Source organism: Chryseobacterium sp. POL2 (assembly GCF_011058315.1).
Classification (GTDB): Bacteria; Bacteroidota; Bacteroidia; order Flavobacteriales; family Weeksellaceae; genus Soonwooa.
In genome coordinates, this window is sequence record NZ_CP049298.1 from 2,006,496 (window position 1) to 2,027,697 (window position 21,202).

The following is a 21,202-nucleotide window of genomic DNA, read 5'->3' on the forward strand; positions in this document are numbered from 1 at the left end:
CTAGAATCTAATGTCTTTAATCTAGTGTCTATAAAGAAAAACTCTCTCCGCAACCGCAAGTTCTTGCAGCATTTGGATTATTAAAAACGAAACCTTTACCGTTCAAACCTCCAGAATACTCCAAAATGGTTCCCGCTAGATAAAGAATAGATTTTTTATCGATTATGACTTTAACGCCATTATCTTCAAAAACCTGATCGGCTTCTTCTTTTTTGTCATCAAACTTTAGGACATATTCAAGTCCAGAGCAACCTCCACTCTTAACGCCCACTCTTATATAATCGGTTTCAGGATTGAAGCCTTCCTCAGTCATTAACTGTGCCGCTTTGGCTTTTGCCTGATCTGAAACTTTAATCATTTTTATTTAGAATTAATTTAGACTACAAAAATACAACATATATTCCGCAATCTCAAATCGATAGATTCTATTTTAATAATTTAAGATTTACTTAAAGAATTAAACGAAACCTTCAAGTCATTTAACCTATTCAATTCTAAGGTAAAATTAACAATAAATGATTATTCTGATAAAAACATCAAAATAAATCACTTTAAAATATTGAATTAAAAATAAATCTATTTTTGTATGGCTTGTAAAATGGAAACTTAAAAATCATCATTCTTTACATGTTAATAATACAGATTTAACTTTTCAAATTTTAACTTGTCTAAAACAAAAAACAATATGAAATATATTTTTAGCATACTATGCTTTACTATTTTCCAATTTGGATATTCTCAAGCAACACGATTTATTTATCAGGCTACCATGACACCCGATTCTACTAATGTTTCAAAAAAAACCGAACGTGTTTATCTTGATATTGACGGACAAAACTCTACTTTTTACTCAGAAAATCGTGCAAAGCGAGATTCCGTAATGAATCGTATGCGACAAACTCGGAATTTCGATCGTAGCCAAATGCAAGATTTAAGATCGGGTATCGATTTTACAGTTGAAAAAAATCTAGTACAGCAGAATATAAATTTTAAACAACGCCTTGGCAGAGATCAATATACATACACCGAAAACATCCCTAATAATTGGACAATTTTATCAGAAACTATAAAGATTGGAAATTATCAAACGCAAAAGGCCCAAATCCAATATGGTGGCCGAATTTGGTATGCGTGGTTCACGCCAGAAGTGCCTTTGCAAGATGGTCCGTATAAATTTGGTGGATTACCTGGTTTGATTATAAAACTCGAAGACAGCAAAGGCGATTACAGTTTTGATTTGATGGAAAGCAAGAAAATCCCAAACCTACAATCACCACAAAGTCGAAGTCAAGACATCAGAATTACTAAAGAAAAATTCATGGTGACGCAGAAAAAATTCATGGAAGACCCAAGTAGCTTTATGGGTAATATGACCGGAAACAATCGTCGGTCTGCGCAAGGTACAAATCCTCGCCAAATGCAAGATGCACAAAAAAAACGACTAGAAGAATTGGCATCACGCAATAATCCTATTGAACTAAAATAAAAATAACCGAGTGACAAACTCGGTTATTTTTTATGCTTTTCTTTGTTCTTTAATATCTTTAATTTTGGCTTCAAAGTAGTCTGTTTTTTCAGGATATTTTAATTTCAAAATTTCAAAAGCTTTAATGGCTTTGGAATACAGTTTTTGCTCCAAATAAAGATTCGCCAAAGTCTCGGTCATCAGATGCGAGATATCTTCTTTTTTCTCTTTTATTATGAAATTCGGTTCATCTTTCAACTGCGAAATCTTTGGTTGATTTTCGATAAATTGGTCAATCGCTTTTTGCTTTTTAATTTCTTTATCTTTTTCAATTTCTTCTGAGCGATCGATCTTTAACCAACTTTGCCACGTATTGATAAACTGACTAACATTACTTTTTTCTGTTTTATTTTCTAAAACATTTTCCTCAATATTATCCTCAGAGACTAAAATTTGTTCTGGAGTTATTTCTTCTTTATCTTGTAAAACTTCTTTTACACCAGAATCTTCATCTTTCACAATAGAAACCGATTCTCCAAAAAATGACACATTGAAAATAGGACGTTTGTCCTCCATAATTTCTGTTGATTCTTCTAGATTTGAATGGTCTGTTTCTAAAATCTCAGCCGCTTGATTTTCCTGCAAGTGAGCCACTTCCTCAGTTTGTATGGTTTCCGTTTTATCTAAAACTTGTTGTGAAACTGGATCGGAAACCACTTTCCCAATTAAAGCATCGGGCTGATGTGTATCGATTGACATTGGCTTCCAAGTTGAATTTTCTATTTTTTCAATAATTTCTGGAACTGTATTATCTTCTTGAACGCTTGTTTCAACGACTGTTTTTTCAGCATTTTCTATTTTAGACCCTTCTAATGCTGACACATCAACTTCTTCGTTGAAAGGTCCAAAGTCCAGATTTTTTTCAGAAGTTTCTTCAACTTCGTCTAGAACAGGAAGATTTTGTTTTTGAGTTTTTTTCCCAAAAGCAATATCAACATCTTTGTGCTCCTTAACTTCAAACTTTGGTGGATTCAGAAATTGATGATGATTTTTAGGAACCGAAAATTTAACTTCTGGCAGAAAGTCATCAATTGCTTCAAAACTTACATCTTTGTTAACTTCTTCTTTAATTTCGGGCACAGTCAGCTCTTCAGTAATAGTATCTTCTTTAGAAGTTTCCTCGACAATTATTTCAGTTTCTTCTGTTGATGTTTGTATGCTAGACGGATTAGAGTTATCAATAAATTCTTTTTGATTGTCGTTGAAGACATCTTTTTCCTTTTGAGATAGAGTTTCTTTTTCGTCATTATTAACAACGACATCACTACTATCTTCCTTAGTCGAATCCCGCTTTATGTGCTGTTCAAGATTTTCTTCAATCGGTTTGTCTGTCTTGATAATTTCTGTTAGAAGAGTTCCTTCATCTTGTGTTTCAGCAGGATCGCTAGCTTTTACTTCTTCAATTTTATCTTCAGAAATGGGCTTCATGATTTCTGAAGCTTTCTCTTTTTCATCTTCTAAAATAGGTGCCGAAATCGCCTGAGATTCTTCTAGACTTTTTTTATTAATAAATTGATACAGAATTTTCTTGTCCGTTGTATAGGCTGCCGTTGTTGTCAAAACGTCCTTATAACGCTCTGGCATGTAAAGATGAATCCCATACAAATAAAGCGCTCGTACATTTTGGATGTACGGCGTATGTTCGATTTGTTTTTCGAGAAGTTGAAGGTCTGTATTCTGTATCAGCGACGGTTGCTGAAGAAGTTCTATAATTCTTGCATTCATATTACCAATCTGCTACAATATCATTAAAAATTTTGGTGATAATTCTGTCTGTCACAATCTTGACTTGCGAAGATTCTATCGTCATCAAATCCATATCGCTATTGAAAGTTACCTCATCTGTATAAGTTCTGTCAAAACTTTTTTTCTCTTCGCCCACGACGTGATTTTCATAATGCACTTTCACTGTCATTGTAAGTTTGTTTTGCGCCGCTTGTATCATATTTCCTGTAGAGCTGCTTTCTATCGGCGACGAAATCGTGGTGGGCGTTATGTTATAATCTATAATCTCTCCTTCAATAAGAATATCTGGTTTTTCAACAGCCCCCTTCAAAGTAGTTCTTTGCAAAAAACGATTCTGAATTGCCACAGTAAAATCCTGACTCAAATTCGGGTTATTGTTCGCTGCATTATTTGGGAAAGAGCGGATAAGAATGGTTTGTGTCTCTGGACTCAATGACGAGCCAGTAAAACTATAACAACTTTGCATCATTAAAAATGCTGCAAAAAGTGAAAAGAAAAACAAGTTTTTCAAGCTTGAGATTCTGGTATTTGAAGTTCGAAATTTCATTTTAATCCTCTAGATTATACTGTTTTATTTTTCTATAAAGTGTACGTTGCGAAATTCCCAATTCATCCGCTGCTTTGTTACGTCTGCCGCGATGCTTTTCCAAAGCCTTTATAATCAAATCTTTTTCATTGTTTTGAAGCGACAAAGATTCTGGTTTAGATTCTTCAACTTCAATATCCAAAACATCTTCGTAAGGATTATCGTCCTCAACATTCATCACATTTGCAGATTGTACATTGGGTTGATCCTTGGATTCAAAATACAAAAGTGAGTTCGGGTTATGTACAGGTGTGGGTTCTGGCGTATAAATTCTATTAATTAAATTCTTTTCCTGATTGCTCAAATCACCATTTCCACGGTTTTTTATCAACTCCGAAGTTAAAGATTTTAAATCATTTATATCGTTTCGCATATCGAAAAGTACTTTGTACATAATCTCTCTTTCGGAACCAAAATCAGCAGAATTTCCGCTTCCACTTTTCTGAATAACCGCTGGAAGGTGCGTTTGTGTCGGAATATATTCGGCAAGTTTTACAGAATTTATTTCTCTATTTTGCTCTACAACCGTCATTTGTTCTACCAAATTTCTGAGCTGACGAACGTTTCCAGGAAATGGATAATTTTCCAAATACTGAACAGCATCGTCTGTTAATTTCAGTTCTGGCATTCTGTATTTTTCAGCGAAATCGATGGCAAATTTCCTGAAAAGCAAATGAATATCACCTTTTCTTTCTCTCAAAGCAGGCATATCGATTTGCACCGTATTCAGACGATAATATAAATCTTCACGAAAACGCCCATCTTGGATCGCGTTCATCATATTCACGTTGGTTGCGGCAACAATTCTTACATTGGTTTTCTGAATTTGAGAAGATCCCACTTTCATAAATTCACCACTTTCTAAAACTCTTAGTAATCTAACCTGCGTTTGCAAAGGCAATTCACCCACTTCATCCAAGAAAATAGTTCCACCATCAGCGACTTCAAAATAACCTTTTCTGGTAGCTGTTGCGCCGGTAAAAGCGCCTTTTTCGTGACCGAAAAGCTCAGAATCTATTGTTCCTTCCGGAATTGCACCGCAGTTCACTACAATATAAGGTTGGTGTTTTCTTTTAGATTCGGCATGAATAATTTTCGGAATATGTTCTTTCCCAACACCAGATTCTCCGATGACAAGCACGGAAATATCGGTGGGAGCGACTTGTATGGCTTTTTCGATGGCGCGGTTAAGTGCAGGGAAATTCCCGATGATGCCGAAGCGGTTTTTTATGTTTTGTAATTCGTTCATTTGAATGATTTAATTTAAAGATTAAGAAATTGAGAGATTAAGAAATTATTTGAATTTATTAATCATCATTATTAAGCTAAAAATCTTATTTCTAAATCGTCTTTATTACGAACTTTTGAAGTTTTTTTCTGAATTTTTGAAACCTCATCAAAAGACCAGTTTTCAAATTGGTTTTTAGGTTGCGGAAAAGAAATCGTTTTTGAAAAAGATTCTACAAAAACATGCTGTTTCTTAAACTTCTGATTGTATTTGGAAATAAAGTGTCCAAAGTCTTTTAGAAGCTGTTTTGCGTCTTCATTAGAAACTTTATCAACCGATTTTTCTGAACAGAAATTCAGTTTATTTTCGACACAAAAAACCTTTCCTGATTGGGAATTTCCAATCAAGCTCATTAAAATAATGATGTACGAAAGACTTTTCATCTTTGTTTTATTCTTTCAATAAATTCTTAAATTCTTCTTTTGACGGAAGAACGGTTTTATATTTACTGGCAAAAATTTGGTCGTTATTTTCTGGCAAAGTATATTCTACTAAAGCTTCATTTTTGTCTTGACAAAGAATAATTCCAATGGTTTTATTCTCATCTTCTAAACGTTTTTCACGATCAAAATAATTAACATACATCTGCATTTGACCGATATCTTGATGTTTCAATTCGCCGATTTTTAAGTCAATTAATACAAAACATTTTAAAATTCGGTTATAAAAAACCAAATCTACACGAAAATGCTTTTCATCAAAGGAAATTCTTTCTTGTCGAGCCACAAAAGTAAATCCTGTCCCCAATTCAAGAAGAAAATGCTCTAACTTATTGATTAATGCAGTTTCTAAATCGTTTTCAGAATAATTTGACTTCTCTTCTAACCCCAAAAACTCTAAAATATAAGGATCTTTTACAGCATCTTGGGGTTTTTCAAAAACTTGCCCTTTTTCTGAAAGTTTCAAAATTTCTTCCTTATCCTTACTTAAACTCAATCTCGAATACAATGCAGAATCGTATTGTCTTTGCAGTTCTCTTAAGCTCCAATTGTTTTTAAAAGATTCTATTTCGTAAAATTTTCTTTCATTAAGATCATTAATTCTCATTAATTTGAGATAATGTGACCATGAAAGATAAAAATTTATTTCATGATTTTTTGATTTTGAATCTTCAGTTTTCCCAAGCTCTGTTTGTTCTTTCGATAACTTTTTATTTTCTAAAAGGACAGACAGTGTTTGTCCTTTTGAATAAGCCAAAAAAAACTGTCGTATTTGTTTTAAATTTGAATAAGAAAAACCTTTTCCAAATTTTTCAGTTAACAAAATAGACAAATCTTTCAAAATAGCTTTTCCGTATTCTGCTCGGTTTTCTCCTTTTTGTTCATCTTCTACAATCATCCTTCCGATTTCAAAATAAGTTAGAACCATCGCTTGGTTAACAGTTGCGACAACTCTTTTTCTTGAATTCTCGAGTAATTCAGAAATATTTTGAAATAATATGTGAGATTGCAAATCGTTCATACAACTAAAAAAGAAGAATTTCTATTTCGCTGTTTCTCCCAAAAGCGTTCCTTGCGTATTTCCGTGAACAAAAACAGACACAATGTCGCCAATTTTTTGTCCGTCTAACTTATCGAAAACGCAAACAGCATTCTGAGAATTACGCCCTTTCCATTGATTTTCGTTCTTTTTGGAAGTTCCTTCAATTAAAATTTCATGAACCCTTCCCACATAACCTGCCATTCTTTTTCGGGATAGTTCACCTTGCAGAGCGATAATTTCCGCTAAACGTCTTTGCTTAACATCTGCAGGAATATCGTCTTCCATTTTTTTGTGCGCTGGTGTTCCTGGTCTTTCAGAATACGCAAACATATAACCGTAATCGTACTCCACTTCACGCATTAACGATAAAGTATCTTGGTGATCTTCTTCAGTTTCTGTACAGAAACCAACAATCATATCTTGAGAAAATGCCACTTCGGGAACAATTTCTTTGGCTTTTTTAATCAGATCCAAATATTCTTCACGAGTGTGTTGACGGTTCATTAATTCTAAAACTCTGTTGCTTCCACTTTGCACCGGAAGGTGAACATATTTGCAGATATTATCGTGTTTCGCCATCATTTCGAACACGGAAGTCGTCATGTCATGCGGATTGGAAGTCGAGAAACGAATTCTCATTTCCGGAACAGCTTTCGCCACCAAATCCAACAATTGCGCAAAATCTACAGCCGTTGCTTTCTGCATTTCACTTGCTTTGGCGAAATCTTTTTTCGGACCGCCACCGTACCATAAATACGAATCTACATTCTGGCCTAAAAGCGTGATTTCTTTATAACCATTTGCAGCTAATTCTTTACATTCTTCAAGAATAGAATGCGGATCACGACTTCTCTCGCGACCTCTAGTAAATGGAACTACGCAAAATGTACACATATTATCGCAACCTCTGGTGATGGTTACAAACGCGGTAACGCCGTTTCCGCCCAAACGAACTGGATTGATATCGGCATAAGTTTCTTCCTTAGACAAAATCACGTTGATGGCATCTCTACCGTCTTCGGTTTCTTTTAAAAGATTGGGTAAATCTCTGTAAGCATCGGGACCAACGACCAAATCCACCAAATGCTCTTCTTCTAAAAATTTGGTTTTCAAACGTTCAGCCATACAGCCCAAAACGCCAACGGTAAGACTGGGATTGGATTTTTTCTGGTTTTTGAATTGCGAAAGTCGCATTCTCACGGTTTGTTCCGCTTTTTCACGAATGGAGCAAGTATTTAAGAGAATTAAATCCGCTTCTTCCACATTTAAAGTGGTGTTGTAACCTTGTTCATTAAGAATGGAAGCTACAATTTCAGAATCGGAAAAGTTCATTTGGCAGCCATAACTTTCCAGGAATAATTTCTTAGAATTTTCTGGTTTTTCGGCTATTGCAAAAGCTTCTCCTTGTTTGGTTTCGTCTATATATTTTTCTTGCACGGTCTCGGGATTTAAGATTCGAGATTTGAGATTCGATTCTTCGACTTCGCTCAGAATGAAGACAGTCAAATACCGAAAATTAAATTTCAAATCAGTTTAGTGTGCAAAGATACGAATTTTGATGACAGAATGGCAGATAAAACCACAGCATTGTACAACTAATTAAATATACGGTTCTAGAACCACACCTCCTTTTACCCTTGTTTTTAAAGGGATTCTGTTAAATGTAGCAGGTTTCCATTTCTTTTATAAATCTCTTTAAAATCATTCAAAAGATAGCGTGATTGGTAAAGTATAAAAAGATTTTTTAGGTACTCCTTTCTTTGTTGCAGATGTAAATTTATTCAGTTTTTTTATATTTCGAAACAATTGCTCAACTTGGGAAGTGCTTAGTTGATAATTCGCTTCAATAATACTCAGGTTTTGAATACTACCTAATTCATCAACATCGAATTTTATTTTAAAAAAATAAGTTCCATCCTGCATCGATTTTTTACTTACTATTTTCATTAACACATTGGCAACATCTATACGAAATTTACTTAGCCCTCCTGGATATTGAGGTTCGGTAAGGTTTCTATTCGTGAACATTTTAACACCAGCCGGACTGGTTTTAAATTCGTAATCTAGAATGTCACTTGGATTAATCTCTGCGCTTGCCACGGCAGGAACAATAGTGTTATTATATACAGCAGGATTCCAATTTTTTAATTTTGGGAAAACTTTCTTAATAATATCATAAGCACATTGGTTGTTTTTAATACTTAAAGTATCAAAATCTTTAACATATTTAACTTTTTTATCAGGATAAACAATAAATCCAATTTTGTATTTTTCCTCTGGATTTTCACAGGCTTTAATATTATCCTCTAACATCATTTTTTGAAAATCCTCAAAAAAATCAGCTACTCCATTTTGATAAAAAAATTGGTTGGCAGGGTAAGCCTCTAAAACCTGAGCTTGTATAGCTTGGGATTTAAAGTTTACAAAAAAGAAAAATAATGATACTATTAATAATCGATTTATCATATAAATTTAATATTTGCAAAAATGCATTAAAATTTTTAAATTCCTAAAAAAACATTATTTAATCACAAAATCAAAATAAGTCTCAGGAAAAGGCTCGTCTTTCAGCGTAAAATGCCACCATTCTTCTTGATATTCTTTAAAATTAAATTGCAACATCGCTTGTTTAAGTATCAATCGATTGGCTTGCTGTTGTACGGTAATTTGTGAAGCATCTTGATGCGAAATCGTTCCAAAAAAATCAAACGGACTTCCCATATCCACGTCTTTTCCTGTTATAAGATCGACCAAACTCAAATCGATTGTGCTTCCTCGCGTGTGTCCAGATTTGGAAGCAATATATCCTAATGTGAAAAGATCACGTTTGTCAACTTGTGGATAGAATTCGGCTTTGGCAATCGTGTCGTTAATATCTTTTGCCCACACTTCAAAACTCGTCACCGACCGTTGTGGTCGATAAGCATCAAAAACCTTTAGAGCATAGCCTTTTTTCTTTAGTTCTTTTTGAACTTTCGCTAAAGCTTGAGTTGCTTTTTTGCTCATTATTAAAACAGGTTTCTCGTAACCGACAACAGGACGCCCCGTGAAATTATTGGACCCAAAATAACGCAAATCCACGATAATATCAGGAATTTCTCGTTGTACATAAACAAAAGATTCTGGTAAATTTTCTTCTCGCGAAGTACAAGAATTTAGTCCTAAAAAAAAGATGAAACAATAGAAAATAATTTTGAAATTCATGGTTTTAATTTGACCACAAATTACAACATCTAAACAAGACTGTTTTTATCAGCGTAATTAAGTTTGAAAAAAATAAAAGTCATTATTGAAAAGGCCAACAACGAACTTCCACCATAACTAAAATAAGGCAACGGAATCCCAACAGTCGGGAACAAGCCCATAACCATCCCAATATTCATACAAAAATGCATCAACAAAATGGAGGCGAAACAATAGCCAAAAACCCTGTTGAAAGTGGATTTTTGATTTTCTGCGAGATAATAAATCCGTCCTATATATAAGGCATAGCACAAGACCAAAAGTGTACTTCCTACAAAGCCCCATTCCTCGCCAACGGTACAGAAAATATAATCTGTACTTTGCTCCGGAACGAATTTTCCTTGTGTAACCGAACCTTCTTTATAGCCTTTTCCTAAAAGTCCTCCCGAGCCAATGGCTGTTTTGGAATATAATAAATTGTAGCCCGATGTATCACGAAAAGCACGTTCGCCTTTATACAAAACCTCGATTCTTTCGCGTTGGTGTTTGGGAAGTTTTTCTAAAACCATTGGCGTTACATACGAAAAAGCCGACAACACACCGACTATTAAAACCACTGCGGAAATACTCATGACATTCCAATGGATTCGATAAAAATTAAAGAAAATATAAATGGCTGTTATTAAGACAATTCCTCCAATAACATACAAAGGATTAATAGCTATCGAAATAAGAAAAACAGCGATAAAGACAAACATTATGCTAAAGAATTTCCCCGAAAAACCTTCTCTATAAATCGCAATAATAAACGCCAAAAACACCATAAGAGATCCCACATCAGGAATCATCAAAACAACAATTCCTGGAATGCCGATAATTGCCAAACAAGTGATTACATCGCGCTGACGTTTGATATCAAAATCAGGATTAGAAACATAATTGGCTAACATCAAAGAAACAGCAATTTTTGCAAACTCTACTGGTTGCAAACTGATTGGCCCGAATTTGTACCAATTTTTTTGGCCCATAATTTCTTTTCCGAAAGGAAATAACCCAACCAAAAGTAACACGCCCATCACATAAAAAACGAAAGACATATTCTCAAAAAATTTGGTTCTCATTACGAAAATAACAAGTCCTACAAAAACACTTATCCCGAACCACATCAACTGTCGCGCACCACTATCTGGATCCACACTCCCAATATTGAGAATTGCGAATATACAAATCACAAAATAAAGACCAAGCCCTAGTTTGTCTATGCCTTCTGCCCACTTCATGGTTTTGCTGTTTTTTTAGTTGAAGTATTTATGCTCGTTTGCTTTTTAGCATTTAGATTTTTTAAACTGTCTTTTATTTTTTGAAGTTTAATAGAATCTGGTTTTGGCGGCACATACTTTCCTATTTTTTTTAGATACTCGTTCCATTGGCGGCGATATTCTGGTTGAAAACTAGACGTTACCATCTTTTTATAAAGATGTTCTCTTTTAATCTCTCCTAGCAAATAACGCTCAGCAATAACTGTACAAGCTGGCCCTGCCCAAGTCGCACCAAAACCGGCATGTTCCATAACAGATGCTACAACAATTTTGGGCTTGTCAGCCGGAGCAATTAATACGAAAATAGAATTATCTTTCCCTTGCGGGACTTGTGCCGTACCTGTTTTTGCCAATTGTGTAAAGTCATTAGATTTCAATCCGCGTCCTGTACCACGAAGCATTACTGCTTCCATACCTTGAATAACTGGATCGAAATATTTCTTATCGACTTTCGTGTATTTTTTTTGTTTAAATAAAGGATTAGGGTTTGGCTTTCCATCAATATTTTTCACGATGTGAGGCGTAATATACCAACCACGATTGGCAATTGCCGCTGTAAAATTTGCTAACTGCATCGGCGTTGTCAAAATATCTCCTTGTCCCATTCCGTTAAAAACAGCATTAATTGGTTTCCAATTTTTACCATTTCTACGGAGGTAAGTTTCCTCACTCGGCATATAACCTTTGCTACCTGTTGCAAGATCATTGTTCATATAAACGCCAAGTCCAAAACTCGCCATGATGTCTTTCCACTCATGCATTCCTTTGGATGGATTGCCCGGATATTTATTTAAAATCGCTAAATAAGCATATGAAAAATAGCAGTTACTCGACACTTGGATAGAAGGAATTAAAGGATCTGCACCACCGTGGCCTTTGATACGAACGCCCATATAACTAAAACCACCACCGCAAGGAAAGATGGTCTTTTCCGTCATTACACCCATTTCCATTGCAGCAAGTGCCGTTACCAATTTGAATGTGGAGCCTGGAGGATAAGCCGCCTGGATAGACCTATCGAACATGGGTTGATTGATACTGTCATTAACCAAGCGATAGATATTTTTCATCTTATCTGGACCTGTGAAAAGATTGGGGTCAACATCTGGACCTGTTGCCATCGTCAAAATCTCACCATTATTAGGATCCAAGGCTACAATAGCGCCACGTTTGTTCACCAACATTTCTTCAGCGATACGTTGTAAATCGTAATCAATGGTAAGTGTTAAATCCTTTCCTGTGACAACATCCTTGTCCAACTCTCCATTTTTGTAAGAACCAATGCTACGCTGACGAATATCTTTCTGAATGTACTTAATACCTTTTTCGCCTCTTAATTCTTTTTCATAAGATTTTTCAACACCACTTTTCCCAATGATATCCCCTGGAAGATAATACAAAGAATCTTTTTTAATATCCGCATCGTTCACCTGATTGGTATAGCCTAAAAGATTGCCCGAAGTATTGATTTCATATTGTCTTTGTGGACGCGAAACAATATTAAATGCAGGGAACTTAAACAAAATCTCTTGTATGCGCGCCATATCTTCACGGCTCAGATTTTTCATAAAAGTCATTGGCGTCAGACGAGAATAGTATTTTTCTTTTTTAAGCGCATCTATCGTTTGGACGAACTGTGGTTTTGTCATTTTCATCAAATTACAAAAACCAATTGTATCAAAGTCTGGACGCATCAAAGCTGCGGTGTAAGAAATTTCAAAAGACGGTTGGTTGCCCACCAAGATTTTTCCATTTCGGTCAAAAATAACCCCACGTTGCGGAATTTCGTATTCGATTTTAATAGAAGTATTTGCAGCATTTAGCGCATATCTGTCAGTAAACAATTGCAAATAAGCTAGCCTAGCAATAAAAATTATTGCCACCACAAACAACACGACAATGAGTTTGAGATACTGAGGCTTCAAATTTTCTGTTTAATTTTAAATGCTAATGCGTAAGCAATGATGAATACAAAGGATATAAGACTGGTAAATACTACATTGAGTAAAATTTCAAAAAAACGATCGAATTTAAAAAACTCAACATACTGAACGATTAACTGATGTATGAAAATACTTGTTAATATAAAGACTACAAACTGTAACCATTGCAAAGATTGGAACGAAAAGAAATCCGTAGATGTATCGGTTGATGTTCTGAAAATTATCATTCTAAAATAGGCAATCGTAGTTGTCGCCAAAGCATTAATCCCCCAAGTACCAAGAAATGCATCAATGGACAAACCTAGCAGAAAACTTAGTGCTAAAAAATGAAAATTATTTCTAAAAAAGGGATAGAACAACACAAAAACAGGATACAAAACTGGAATATATTTCCCAAAAAGCGTAATGCGATTCAGTAAAAATACCTGAACCGCAACCAAAATTGCAATCAATGCGATATCGGAAAATACGTTTCTACTGACCATCTTTATTAATCTGTACTTGTAATGTATCTTGGATTTTCTGTACTTCCACTTTTTTAAGGTTTTTCACAACGTAGACTTTACTCAGAGGACCCATTTTTTCATTTAACTCAACCGAAATATCCCAAAATCCTGTTTTGGTATCAACTTCATAACCTGCAATTTTTCCCACCATAATACCTTTCGGGAAAATCGCCGAACGACCATCTGTAATAACTGTGTCGCCAACTTTTAATGGTACATATTTCGGAATGTCTGAAAGATGCATCATACGAGAGTCGTCACCACGCCAGCTAAGCGTTCCGAAATATCCGGAATTTTTTAGCGCGGCACTTATTTTAATTTTATTCACACTTAATACAGATTGTACCAATGCATAATGATCGGTTGTATTAATAACGATTCCCGCAATACCATTAGGCGCTATAACGCCCATTTTTGTAGCAACACCTTGGAGTTTTCCTCGGTTAATAGTGAAGTAATTATTCTGACGGTTGATACTGTTATAAACAATTTCTCCGTCTACAAAAGTGTAAATCTGGCCACCACCAATTGTATCATGCACTCTACGGAACTGTGGATTTTCAGCACCTTCCTTCCCATAAAGTTGTTGAAGCAGTGCCTTATTTTGCACGACAAGATTTTCATTAATCTGCTTTAACTTAAGATACGAAGTTCCCTCATCGATGTAACCAGACACCCAAGCATTGAACGCGGTTGTCTGTGCAGCTAAAAAAGATTGCTGCATGGCGTTTTTCGAGAAAATTAATACTACTGCAATGATTTGCAAGAATATAAAGAAGACGAACAAAGCGTTCTTCGAAAATAATCTCAGCAAATATCCCATCCGTTATGTTACCTGAAAATTAGTAATTACTTAATTAAGAAATTGAATTTATCCATGTTTTTTAGCGCGATACCTGTACCACGAACAACTGCTCTCAACGGGTCTTCTGCTACAAAAACTGGCAATCCTGTTTTTCTGTGAATACGATCTGCCAAGCCTCTCAACAAAGCACCACCACCAGCCAGATAAATACCTGTTTTGTAGATATCCGCGGCCAATTCTGGAGGTGTCAAAGAAAGTGTTTCCATCACCGCATCTTCAATACGGATAATCGACTTGTCTAAGGCTTTAGCAATTTCTTTATAATTCACCATAATTTCTTTTGGCTTACCCGTAATCAAATCACGACCTTGAACTGGAATATCTTCAATATCAACATCCAGTTCTTCCACAGCTGAGCCAACTTCGATTTTCACACGTTCCGCAGTTCTTTCACCAATATATAAATTATGATGTGTTCGTAAATAATATGCTATATCACCCGTGAAAACATCACCCGCAATTTTTACAGATTTATCACAAACGATACCTCCTAAGGCCACAACCGCAATTTCTGTAGTCCCACCTCCTATGTCAATCACCATATTACCTTCTGGCTTCTGAACATCAATACCAACACCAATAGCAGCTGCCATTGGCTCATATATCAGTCGAACTTCTTTTGCATTTACTTTTTGCGCCGAGTCGCGCACCGCTCTTTTTTCTACTTCCGTAATTCCTGAAGGAATACAAATCACAATTCTCAAAGCTGGCTGAAACAATTTCCCTTTAATCCCAGGAATTTGTTTGATGAATTCTTTAATCATATGCTCGGAAGCATGAAAATCTGCAATAACCCCATCCTTCAAAGGACGGATTGTTTTGATATCCTCATGGGTTTTCCCTTGCATGTGTTTCGCTTGCTCTCCAACAGCAATCGGCTTTCCACTTTGTCTTTCAATCGCCACGATAGATGGCTGATCTATAACAATTTTATTATTGTGAATTATTAATGTATTGGCAGTACCTAAGTCAATCGCAATTTCTTGCGTGAACATATCTAATAAACCCATTTTTACCTGTCTATTTTAATTTACAAAGATATAAATTAAACGCAGAATTTTAGATTTTATCTATTAGCAAAAAGGTTAAATTTTTATTAAAATCTAAAAACTTATCCACAAGCACACCTCCAAATAAAAACAAGTTTCACTAAAGTCTGACTACTAAAAAGTTAAGCCATTTCAAAACTGAGCATTATCATAGAACAAGTCACAGCTTGAATCTGTCAAAATTCATTTTAAAAGCTTAACTTTGTGCTTGCAAAAATGAGTCATAACAACGATATTTTGAAGACGTCTAATTTCGCTGTACTTAGCATCAGTTACGAGAAAGCCGATGCCGAAGTTCGGGGAAAATTTGCGTTTTTTGATGAACATATCAAATCTTTTGTTAACCAAATTCACGACAAGGAATTTGGTGATGCTTTCGTTGTGTCCACTTGTAACAGGACGGAAATCTACACCACGACTTCCAATTATTTATTAATTGCAGAGCAATATTGCAAAACTATCGGCGTTAACTTATCAGAATTTTTACAATATGTTAACATTATCAAACGAGAAGACGCTGTACTGCATCTTTTCCGCGTTGCTGCTGGATTAGAAAGTCAAATCATTGGTGATTTCGAAATTGTCTCTCAAATTAAAAATGCTTACAACCGTTTCAAAAAACATAAAGAAAGCTCGAATCCATATTTGGAACGCGCTATCAACTCAGCGATTCAAATTTCGAAAAGAATTAAAACAGAAACTAGCATTAGCAATGGTGCCGCGTCTGTTTCTTATGCCGCTGTTCATTATATTTTAAACAATGTCAAAGCTGTTTCTGACAAAAACATTCTGTTGCTTGGCGTTGGCGAAATTGGACAAAACACAATCGAAAATCTCGTAAAACATGTTTATCAACCAAAGATAAAAATTGCGAACCGCTCTTTTGAGAAAGCTGAGAAAATTGCTGAAAAGTATAACATTCAACAAATTGCTTTTGAAGATTTCCCCGAAGAACTGAAACAAACCGATATTTTGATTGTTGCAACTGGCGCACAAAAATTCATTGTAAATCCAGAAAACTTCCCCGCGGACAAAGAAATGTTGGTTATAGATCTGTCAATTCCCAATAACGTCGCAAAAGAAATTGGAAATCTCAACAGCGTGGATCTTATCGATGTGGATGAACTTTCTCAGCAAATTTCGGAAACCATGGAACAACGCAAACGCGAAATTCCAAAAGCCGAAGCCATCATCAAAGAGATGAGCAAAGATTTTACAGAGTGGGAACGAAAAAGAAAATTTGCACCGAGTATTACCAATTTTAAAAACTCATTAAAAAACATAGAAGCCCACGAGCTCCACAACATACACAAGCGTCATCAATACGCTAAAGTTGAAGACATGGAACTTTCTGATAAATTAATACAGAAAATAACCAACCGCTTTGCAAAATACATTCTTGAAAACCCTTGGAAAGCAGAGGAAGTTTCAAAATTAATGGAAGACATCTTAGTGCTTCACCAACCCAAAAAGACCGATAATGAAGACGATAAAAATAGGAACTAGAAACAGTCCATTAGCATTATGGCAAGCTAACGAAGTTGCTTCAAAACTACAAACGGCTGGCAAACTAACCGAAATCGTCCCAATCGTGTCGTCTGGTGACAAAAACCTTACGCAACCACTTTACGCAATGGGCATTACAGGTGTTTTCACCAAAGATCTTGACATAGCTTTGCTTAACAAAGAGATTGACATCGCCGTACATTCTTTAAAAGATGTCCCTACGCAATTACCAACAGGCGTACAGATAAGTGCCGTTTTGGAAAGAGATTTCCCACAAGACGTATTGGTTAGAAAAAGTGATGCCAAAAACAAAGACTTTAAAGATTTAAAAATAGCAACAAGTAGCTTGAGAAGACGCGCATTTTGGTCGCACACTTTCCCTAACACTGACTTTGCGGACATTAGAGGAAACGTACAAACAAGACTTAGAAAATTGGAAGAAGGCGTTGCGGATGCGACACTTTTCTCTTTGGCAGGTCTTAAACGCATGAATCTTAACATCAGCTACGAAGAAGTTGACTTCCTTTTGCAAGCTCCATCACAAGGGGTTGTTGGTATCGCGAGCCTTTCTGAAAATGCGGAACTTAATGAGATTTTAAATCAGATTAACCATGCAGAAACTCAAAAATGCATCCATATCGAAAGAGAATTTCTAAAAACTTTGGAAGGTGGTTGTACAGCGCCAATTGGTGCCCACGCCGAATTTATTGGTGACAAAATCCGTTTCTTAGGAAGACTATGTTCTTTGGACGGAAAAGACTGCATCAACGTTGATGAGACAATAGACTGGAACCCAGAACAAAACTTCGGCGCAGAGTTAGCACAACAAGTTCTGAAGCGTGGCGGCAAAGACATGATGGCTCTCATAAAATATCAAATAAACTCCTAATTAAAACCTTCAAAAATGCGCCTATTGTTAACCAAACATCTCAATGACGCAGACATTTCCAAATTGGGAAGTGATATTGTCGTGGATTTTGTAGAAGTCATTTCGATTGAGAAAATTGCGTTTAAAATTCAGGATTTAAAAAATAAATCTTTGATTTTTACAAGCATTAATGCCGTTAAGAGTTTTTTTGAAAACGACACTTCTCACCAATTAACAAAACTACACCCAATCTATTGTGTTGGAGAACAGTCTGAAAAATTTTTAAACCAAAAAGGCTTCGAAGTTCTTGCTACAAAAAAGAATGCTGAAGAACTTTCCAAGTATTTTATAGAACAAAGTAAAGACGAAGATTATCTTCATTTCTGTGGCGATATCGCTTTAGAAACTTTAGGGAAAACTTTTACTAAACTTGGAAAAAATTACACTAAAGTCGTTTCTTACGCCACCAATTTGACTTATCCAAAGTTTAATAAAGAATATGATGCTGTGGCATTCTTCAGTCCTAGTGGCGTTAGAAGTTTTACTAAATTCAATTCTTTAGAAGCGAAAATTATTTTTTCAATTGGACAAACAACCACCAATGAAATCCTTAATTCAACAAAGAAATCCGCTATAACGAGTGCGGAGAATACAACCGAAGATTTACTAAATCTGATTCGTCAGCACGCGTCAGAAAAAAAATAAGAATATGATTAAAAACGATTTATATCTAAGAGCTTTGCGCGGCGAGATTGTGGAAAGACCTCCTGTGTGGATGATGAGACAAGCTGGGCGCTATTTACCAGAGTTTATTGAACTTCGCAATCAATATGATTTTTTCACACGTTGCCAAACGCCAGAGTTAGCTGCTGAAATTACCGTTCAGCCAATTCGCAGATTCCCTTTAGACGCAGCGATTTTGTTTTCAGACATTTTGGTGGTTCCGCAGGCCATGGGTATTGATTTTAAAATGAAAGAATCCGTTGGTCCTTGGCTAGACAATCCTATACGAACTAAAGAACAAGTTGACGCCATCGAAGTTCCGAATGTTGACGATACGCTAAGCTATGTTTTTGACGCCATCGAATTGACCCTTCAAAAGCTCGATAACGACATTCCATTGATTGGTTTTGCAGGAAGCCCATGGACAATACTTTGCTATTGTGTGGAAGGCAAAGGCTCTAAAGCTTTTGATATTGCTAAGTCATTTTGTTTTACACATCCTGAAGCAGCACACTCATTGTTGCAAAAAATCACCGATACCACCATTGCTTATCTAAAACGAAAAGTTGAAAAAGGCGTTTCTGCGGTACAGATTTTTGACTCTTGGGGAGGCATGTTGTCACCAACAGACTATCAGGAATTTTCTTGGCAATACATCAACCAAATTGTTGAAGCACTAAGTCTGGTTTCCCCAGTTGTTGTTTTCGGAAAAGGATGCTGGTTTGCGCTTGAAGAAATGTCAAAATCCAAAGTTTCCGCTTTGGGGGTTGACTGGACTATTACACCAGAATTTGCAAGACAATTGACAAATAACAACATCACACTTCAAGGAAATTTTGATCCCGCAAGACTACATTCTTCACCGGAAGTTATCCGAAAAATGGTTCACGAAATGATTAATCGTTTTGGAAAAGACAAATATATCGCCAACCTCGGCCATGGTATCCTTCCAAACATTCCAGTAGAAAATGCGGAAGCATTTATCCGCGCTGTTGTTGAGTGGAAAGCATAAAAAAACAAACCCCAAGTTTTAACTTGGGGTTTGTTTTTAATTTTTCTTTCTTGCGTGAGCCGCTGGTACTGCTTCGCCATTTTCACGCTTTCTTTGTAGCGTTTTTTCTTGCTCTACAGTTTTTGCATCAACCTCTTGCATTTTGACAGCGCCCATCTGGACTTGCTGTTTTGGTGCTTCTGCTTTTGGTTTAATACGTTCTGTTTTTGCTTTTCCTGTATTCGCTTTTGAAGACTGAGCACTCATCATTGCAGCACCTCCAACAAAGAAAACTGCGCATAGTAAAACTTTTTTCATAACAATATTTGGATTTAGTGAACACTAATTAACGAATATTATTCCATTAAAAAATCAATTTATATGTTTTTTAACATTTTTTAACGTTTTTAAATCAAAAATGTATTATTTTTTATTTAAACAAAACGCCTAATATAACAAATTATTAGTTATTTCATTTTAAATAATAAAACCTAATATCCAATCACATTAGGTTTTAATACTATTCTACTATTAATTCTATAAAATAATCTATTCTACTTTTGGCATTTTTTTCTTTGGTTCTTCAGTTTTTACAGCTTTGTTTTCTTGAAGTACAGCAGAATGATTCATATTTTCTTTTGCTAATTTAGCCTGCACCTTTTTATCATTAGCAATAATTTCTGATTTTTCTGTAGTCGCATTCTCTTTCTTTGTTAGCTTTTCAGCTTTCGGCGCCACTTCCATAGTTTCGGTTTTAGCAGACATTGTCTTTTTAGCCTCTGTGGTTTGCGCTGTTGCAACTACAAATCCCGCCGTTATAAATAGTGTTGCAAATATTAACTTTTTCATAATAATAATTTTAATGTTACATAGCTAAAACGCTAAAAAACAATTGCTATTATAAAAAATTAAAAACTTTAATAGACTTTAAAACACTTTATGAAAGCTTTTGATTTTCAACTACTTCTCCAAATTTTTTCTTAATTTTTCAACAAAAACATAAGCCGCTGGACAAATCAAGGTATTCTTCAAAGTCAGGTTATTAATCTGATAAATTTTCTTGCGATCTGTGTGTGGATACTCGCGACAGGCTTTTGGACGTACATCATAAATATTACATTTGTTATCATTTGGATCCAAAAAGAAACATGGCGTCGATTGCAAGACCCAGTCATTATCTTCGTCTAGTCGCAAAAATTTAGTCTCAAAATCCGAAATTTTCATCCGTAGATGCTTGGCTATGCGTTCTTTATCTTTCTCTGTAAATAGCGGCCCTGTCGTCTTACAGCAATTTGCACAAGCTAAACAGTCGATTTCTTCAAAAGTCTCCTCATGCAGATCTTCCACCAAATAATCGAGATTTTTGGGTGGTTTCTTTTTTATTTGCTCCAAAAATTTTTGATGTTCTTTCGATTTTTGTTGCGCTTGTTGATTATAATGATTGATATCCAAAACTAAATTTTTAAGAATGCAAATTTACATTTTTTGGGCGCCATTTCCAGCTTTCGCTACTCGCAGTCTTTGGTTTGGGTTGCGCTTCGCGCAACCCAAACCAAAGACGAGCTCAAACACGCCGCTCTATCTGGGGCGCAATTTCCCCTATCGAAAGAAACAAAATGACA

22 protein-coding genes are annotated in these 21,202 nt (G+C 35.5%); 5 read left to right on the forward strand and 17 right to left on the reverse strand.

Going from position 1 to position 21,202, the window contains the following annotated elements:
- Positions 1-28: 28 nt before the first annotated feature.
- Positions 29-358, reverse strand: a complete 330-nt coding sequence (locus tag G6R40_RS09345; protein WP_165134453.1) for a HesB/IscA family protein — start codon at positions 356-358, stop codon at positions 29-31.
- A gap of 327 nt (positions 359-685) precedes the next feature.
- Between G6R40_RS09345 and G6R40_RS09350 the strand changes: the two genes are divergently transcribed.
- Positions 686-1,486, forward strand: coding sequence for a GLPGLI family protein (locus tag G6R40_RS09350; RefSeq protein WP_165134456.1), 801 nt, complete (start codon positions 686-688; stop codon positions 1,484-1,486).
- Between the two features lie 30 nt (positions 1,487-1,516).
- Here the strand turns inward: G6R40_RS09350 and G6R40_RS09355 are convergent, their stop codons facing one another.
- The 13 genes from G6R40_RS09355 to G6R40_RS09415 all read right to left on the reverse strand — a co-directional run bounded on the left by G6R40_RS09355 (position 1,517) and on the right by G6R40_RS09415 (position 15,453).
- Entirely contained in the window at positions 1,517-3,250 is a 1,734-nt protein-coding gene (locus G6R40_RS09355) for a hypothetical protein (protein ID WP_165134459.1), read from the reverse strand.
- A gap of 1 nt (position 3,251) precedes the next feature.
- On the reverse strand, positions 3,252-3,818 hold the full coding sequence (gene lptE / locus G6R40_RS09360; RefSeq protein WP_228455832.1) for an LPS assembly lipoprotein LptE: 567 nt from the start codon (positions 3,816-3,818) through the stop codon (positions 3,252-3,254).
- Position 3,819: 1 nt separating this feature from the next.
- Entirely contained in the window at positions 3,820-5,106 is a 1,287-nt protein-coding gene (locus G6R40_RS09365; RefSeq protein ID WP_165134462.1) for a sigma-54 interaction domain-containing protein, read from the reverse strand.
- A gap of 71 nt (positions 5,107-5,177) precedes the next feature.
- The gene (locus G6R40_RS09370) at positions 5,178-5,528 is read right to left on the reverse strand and encodes a hypothetical protein (RefSeq protein WP_165134465.1); all 351 of its coding nucleotides are present in this window, start codon (positions 5,526-5,528) and stop codon (positions 5,178-5,180) included.
- Positions 5,529-5,535: 7 nt separating this feature from the next.
- Positions 5,536-6,606, reverse strand: coding sequence for a YhcG family protein (locus tag G6R40_RS09375; RefSeq protein ID WP_165134468.1), 1,071 nt, complete (start codon positions 6,604-6,606; stop codon positions 5,536-5,538).
- Between the two features lie 21 nt (positions 6,607-6,627).
- Positions 6,628-8,064 carry a tRNA (N6-isopentenyl adenosine(37)-C2)-methylthiotransferase MiaB gene (miaB, locus tag G6R40_RS09380; protein ID WP_165134471.1) on the reverse strand — a complete coding sequence of 479 codons (1,437 nt, stop codon included), beginning with the start codon at positions 8,062-8,064 and terminating at the stop codon, positions 6,628-6,630.
- Between the two features lie 264 nt (positions 8,065-8,328).
- Complete coding sequence (locus G6R40_RS09385; protein ID WP_228455833.1) at positions 8,329-9,093, reverse strand: hypothetical protein; 765 nt, start codon at positions 9,091-9,093, stop codon at positions 8,329-8,331.
- A gap of 54 nt (positions 9,094-9,147) precedes the next feature.
- Positions 9,148-9,831, reverse strand: a complete 684-nt coding sequence (locus G6R40_RS09390) for a M15 family metallopeptidase (protein ID WP_165134477.1) — start codon at positions 9,829-9,831, stop codon at positions 9,148-9,150.
- Positions 9,832-9,860: 29 nt separating this feature from the next.
- The gene (gene rodA / locus G6R40_RS09395; protein WP_165134480.1) at positions 9,861-11,090 is read right to left on the reverse strand and encodes a rod shape-determining protein RodA; all 1,230 of its coding nucleotides are present in this window, start codon (positions 11,088-11,090) and stop codon (positions 9,861-9,863) included.
- A complete protein-coding gene (locus G6R40_RS09400) occupies positions 11,087-13,054 on the reverse strand; it encodes a peptidoglycan D,D-transpeptidase FtsI family protein (protein WP_165134483.1) in 1,968 nt (655 codons plus the stop codon). Before G6R40_RS09400 ends, rodA begins: the two co-directional genes overlap by 4 nt.
- Positions 13,051-13,557 carry a rod shape-determining protein MreD gene (locus G6R40_RS09405; protein ID WP_165134486.1) on the reverse strand — a complete coding sequence of 169 codons (507 nt, stop codon included), beginning with the start codon at positions 13,555-13,557 and terminating at the stop codon, positions 13,051-13,053. Before G6R40_RS09405 ends, G6R40_RS09400 begins: the two co-directional genes overlap by 4 nt.
- Entirely contained in the window at positions 13,547-14,401 is an 855-nt protein-coding gene (mreC, locus tag G6R40_RS09410; protein WP_165134489.1) for a rod shape-determining protein MreC, read from the reverse strand. Before mreC ends, G6R40_RS09405 begins: the two co-directional genes overlap by 11 nt.
- A gap of 26 nt (positions 14,402-14,427) precedes the next feature.
- Positions 14,428-15,453, reverse strand: coding sequence for a rod shape-determining protein (locus G6R40_RS09415; RefSeq protein WP_165134492.1), 1,026 nt, complete (start codon positions 15,451-15,453; stop codon positions 14,428-14,430).
- Positions 15,454-15,708: 255 nt separating this feature from the next.
- Here G6R40_RS09415 and hemA point away from each other — a divergent pair, with 255 nt between their 5' ends.
- From hemA to hemE, 4 genes are read left to right on the forward strand one after another with little or no spacing between them, the layout of a single operon-like run.
- Entirely contained in the window at positions 15,709-16,998 is a 1,290-nt protein-coding gene (gene hemA / locus G6R40_RS09420; RefSeq protein WP_165134495.1) for a glutamyl-tRNA reductase, read from the forward strand.
- Positions 16,973-17,887, forward strand: a complete 915-nt coding sequence (gene hemC, locus G6R40_RS09425; protein WP_165134498.1) for a hydroxymethylbilane synthase — start codon at positions 16,973-16,975, stop codon at positions 17,885-17,887. The genes hemA and hemC overlap by 26 nt, the downstream gene beginning before the upstream one ends.
- A gap of 15 nt (positions 17,888-17,902) precedes the next feature.
- Entirely contained in the window at positions 17,903-18,571 is a 669-nt protein-coding gene (locus G6R40_RS09430) for a uroporphyrinogen-III synthase (protein WP_165134501.1), read from the forward strand.
- Positions 18,572-18,575: 4 nt separating this feature from the next.
- Positions 18,576-19,601 carry a uroporphyrinogen decarboxylase gene (gene hemE, locus G6R40_RS09435; protein WP_165134504.1) on the forward strand — a complete coding sequence of 342 codons (1,026 nt, stop codon included), beginning with the start codon at positions 18,576-18,578 and terminating at the stop codon, positions 19,599-19,601.
- A gap of 36 nt (positions 19,602-19,637) precedes the next feature.
- Here the strand turns inward: hemE and G6R40_RS09440 are convergent, their stop codons facing one another.
- From G6R40_RS09440 to G6R40_RS09450, 3 genes are all read right to left on the reverse strand, one after another.
- Entirely contained in the window at positions 19,638-19,898 is a 261-nt protein-coding gene (locus G6R40_RS09440) for a hypothetical protein (protein WP_165134507.1), read from the reverse strand.
- Positions 19,899-20,129: 231 nt separating this feature from the next.
- Positions 20,130-20,429, reverse strand: a complete 300-nt coding sequence (locus tag G6R40_RS09445) for a hypothetical protein (RefSeq protein WP_165134510.1) — start codon at positions 20,427-20,429, stop codon at positions 20,130-20,132.
- 111 nt (positions 20,430-20,540) lie between these two features.
- A complete protein-coding gene (locus G6R40_RS09450; protein WP_410497360.1) occupies positions 20,541-21,026 on the reverse strand; it encodes a YkgJ family cysteine cluster protein in 486 nt (161 codons plus the stop codon).
- Between the last annotated feature and the right edge of the window lie 176 nt (positions 21,027-21,202).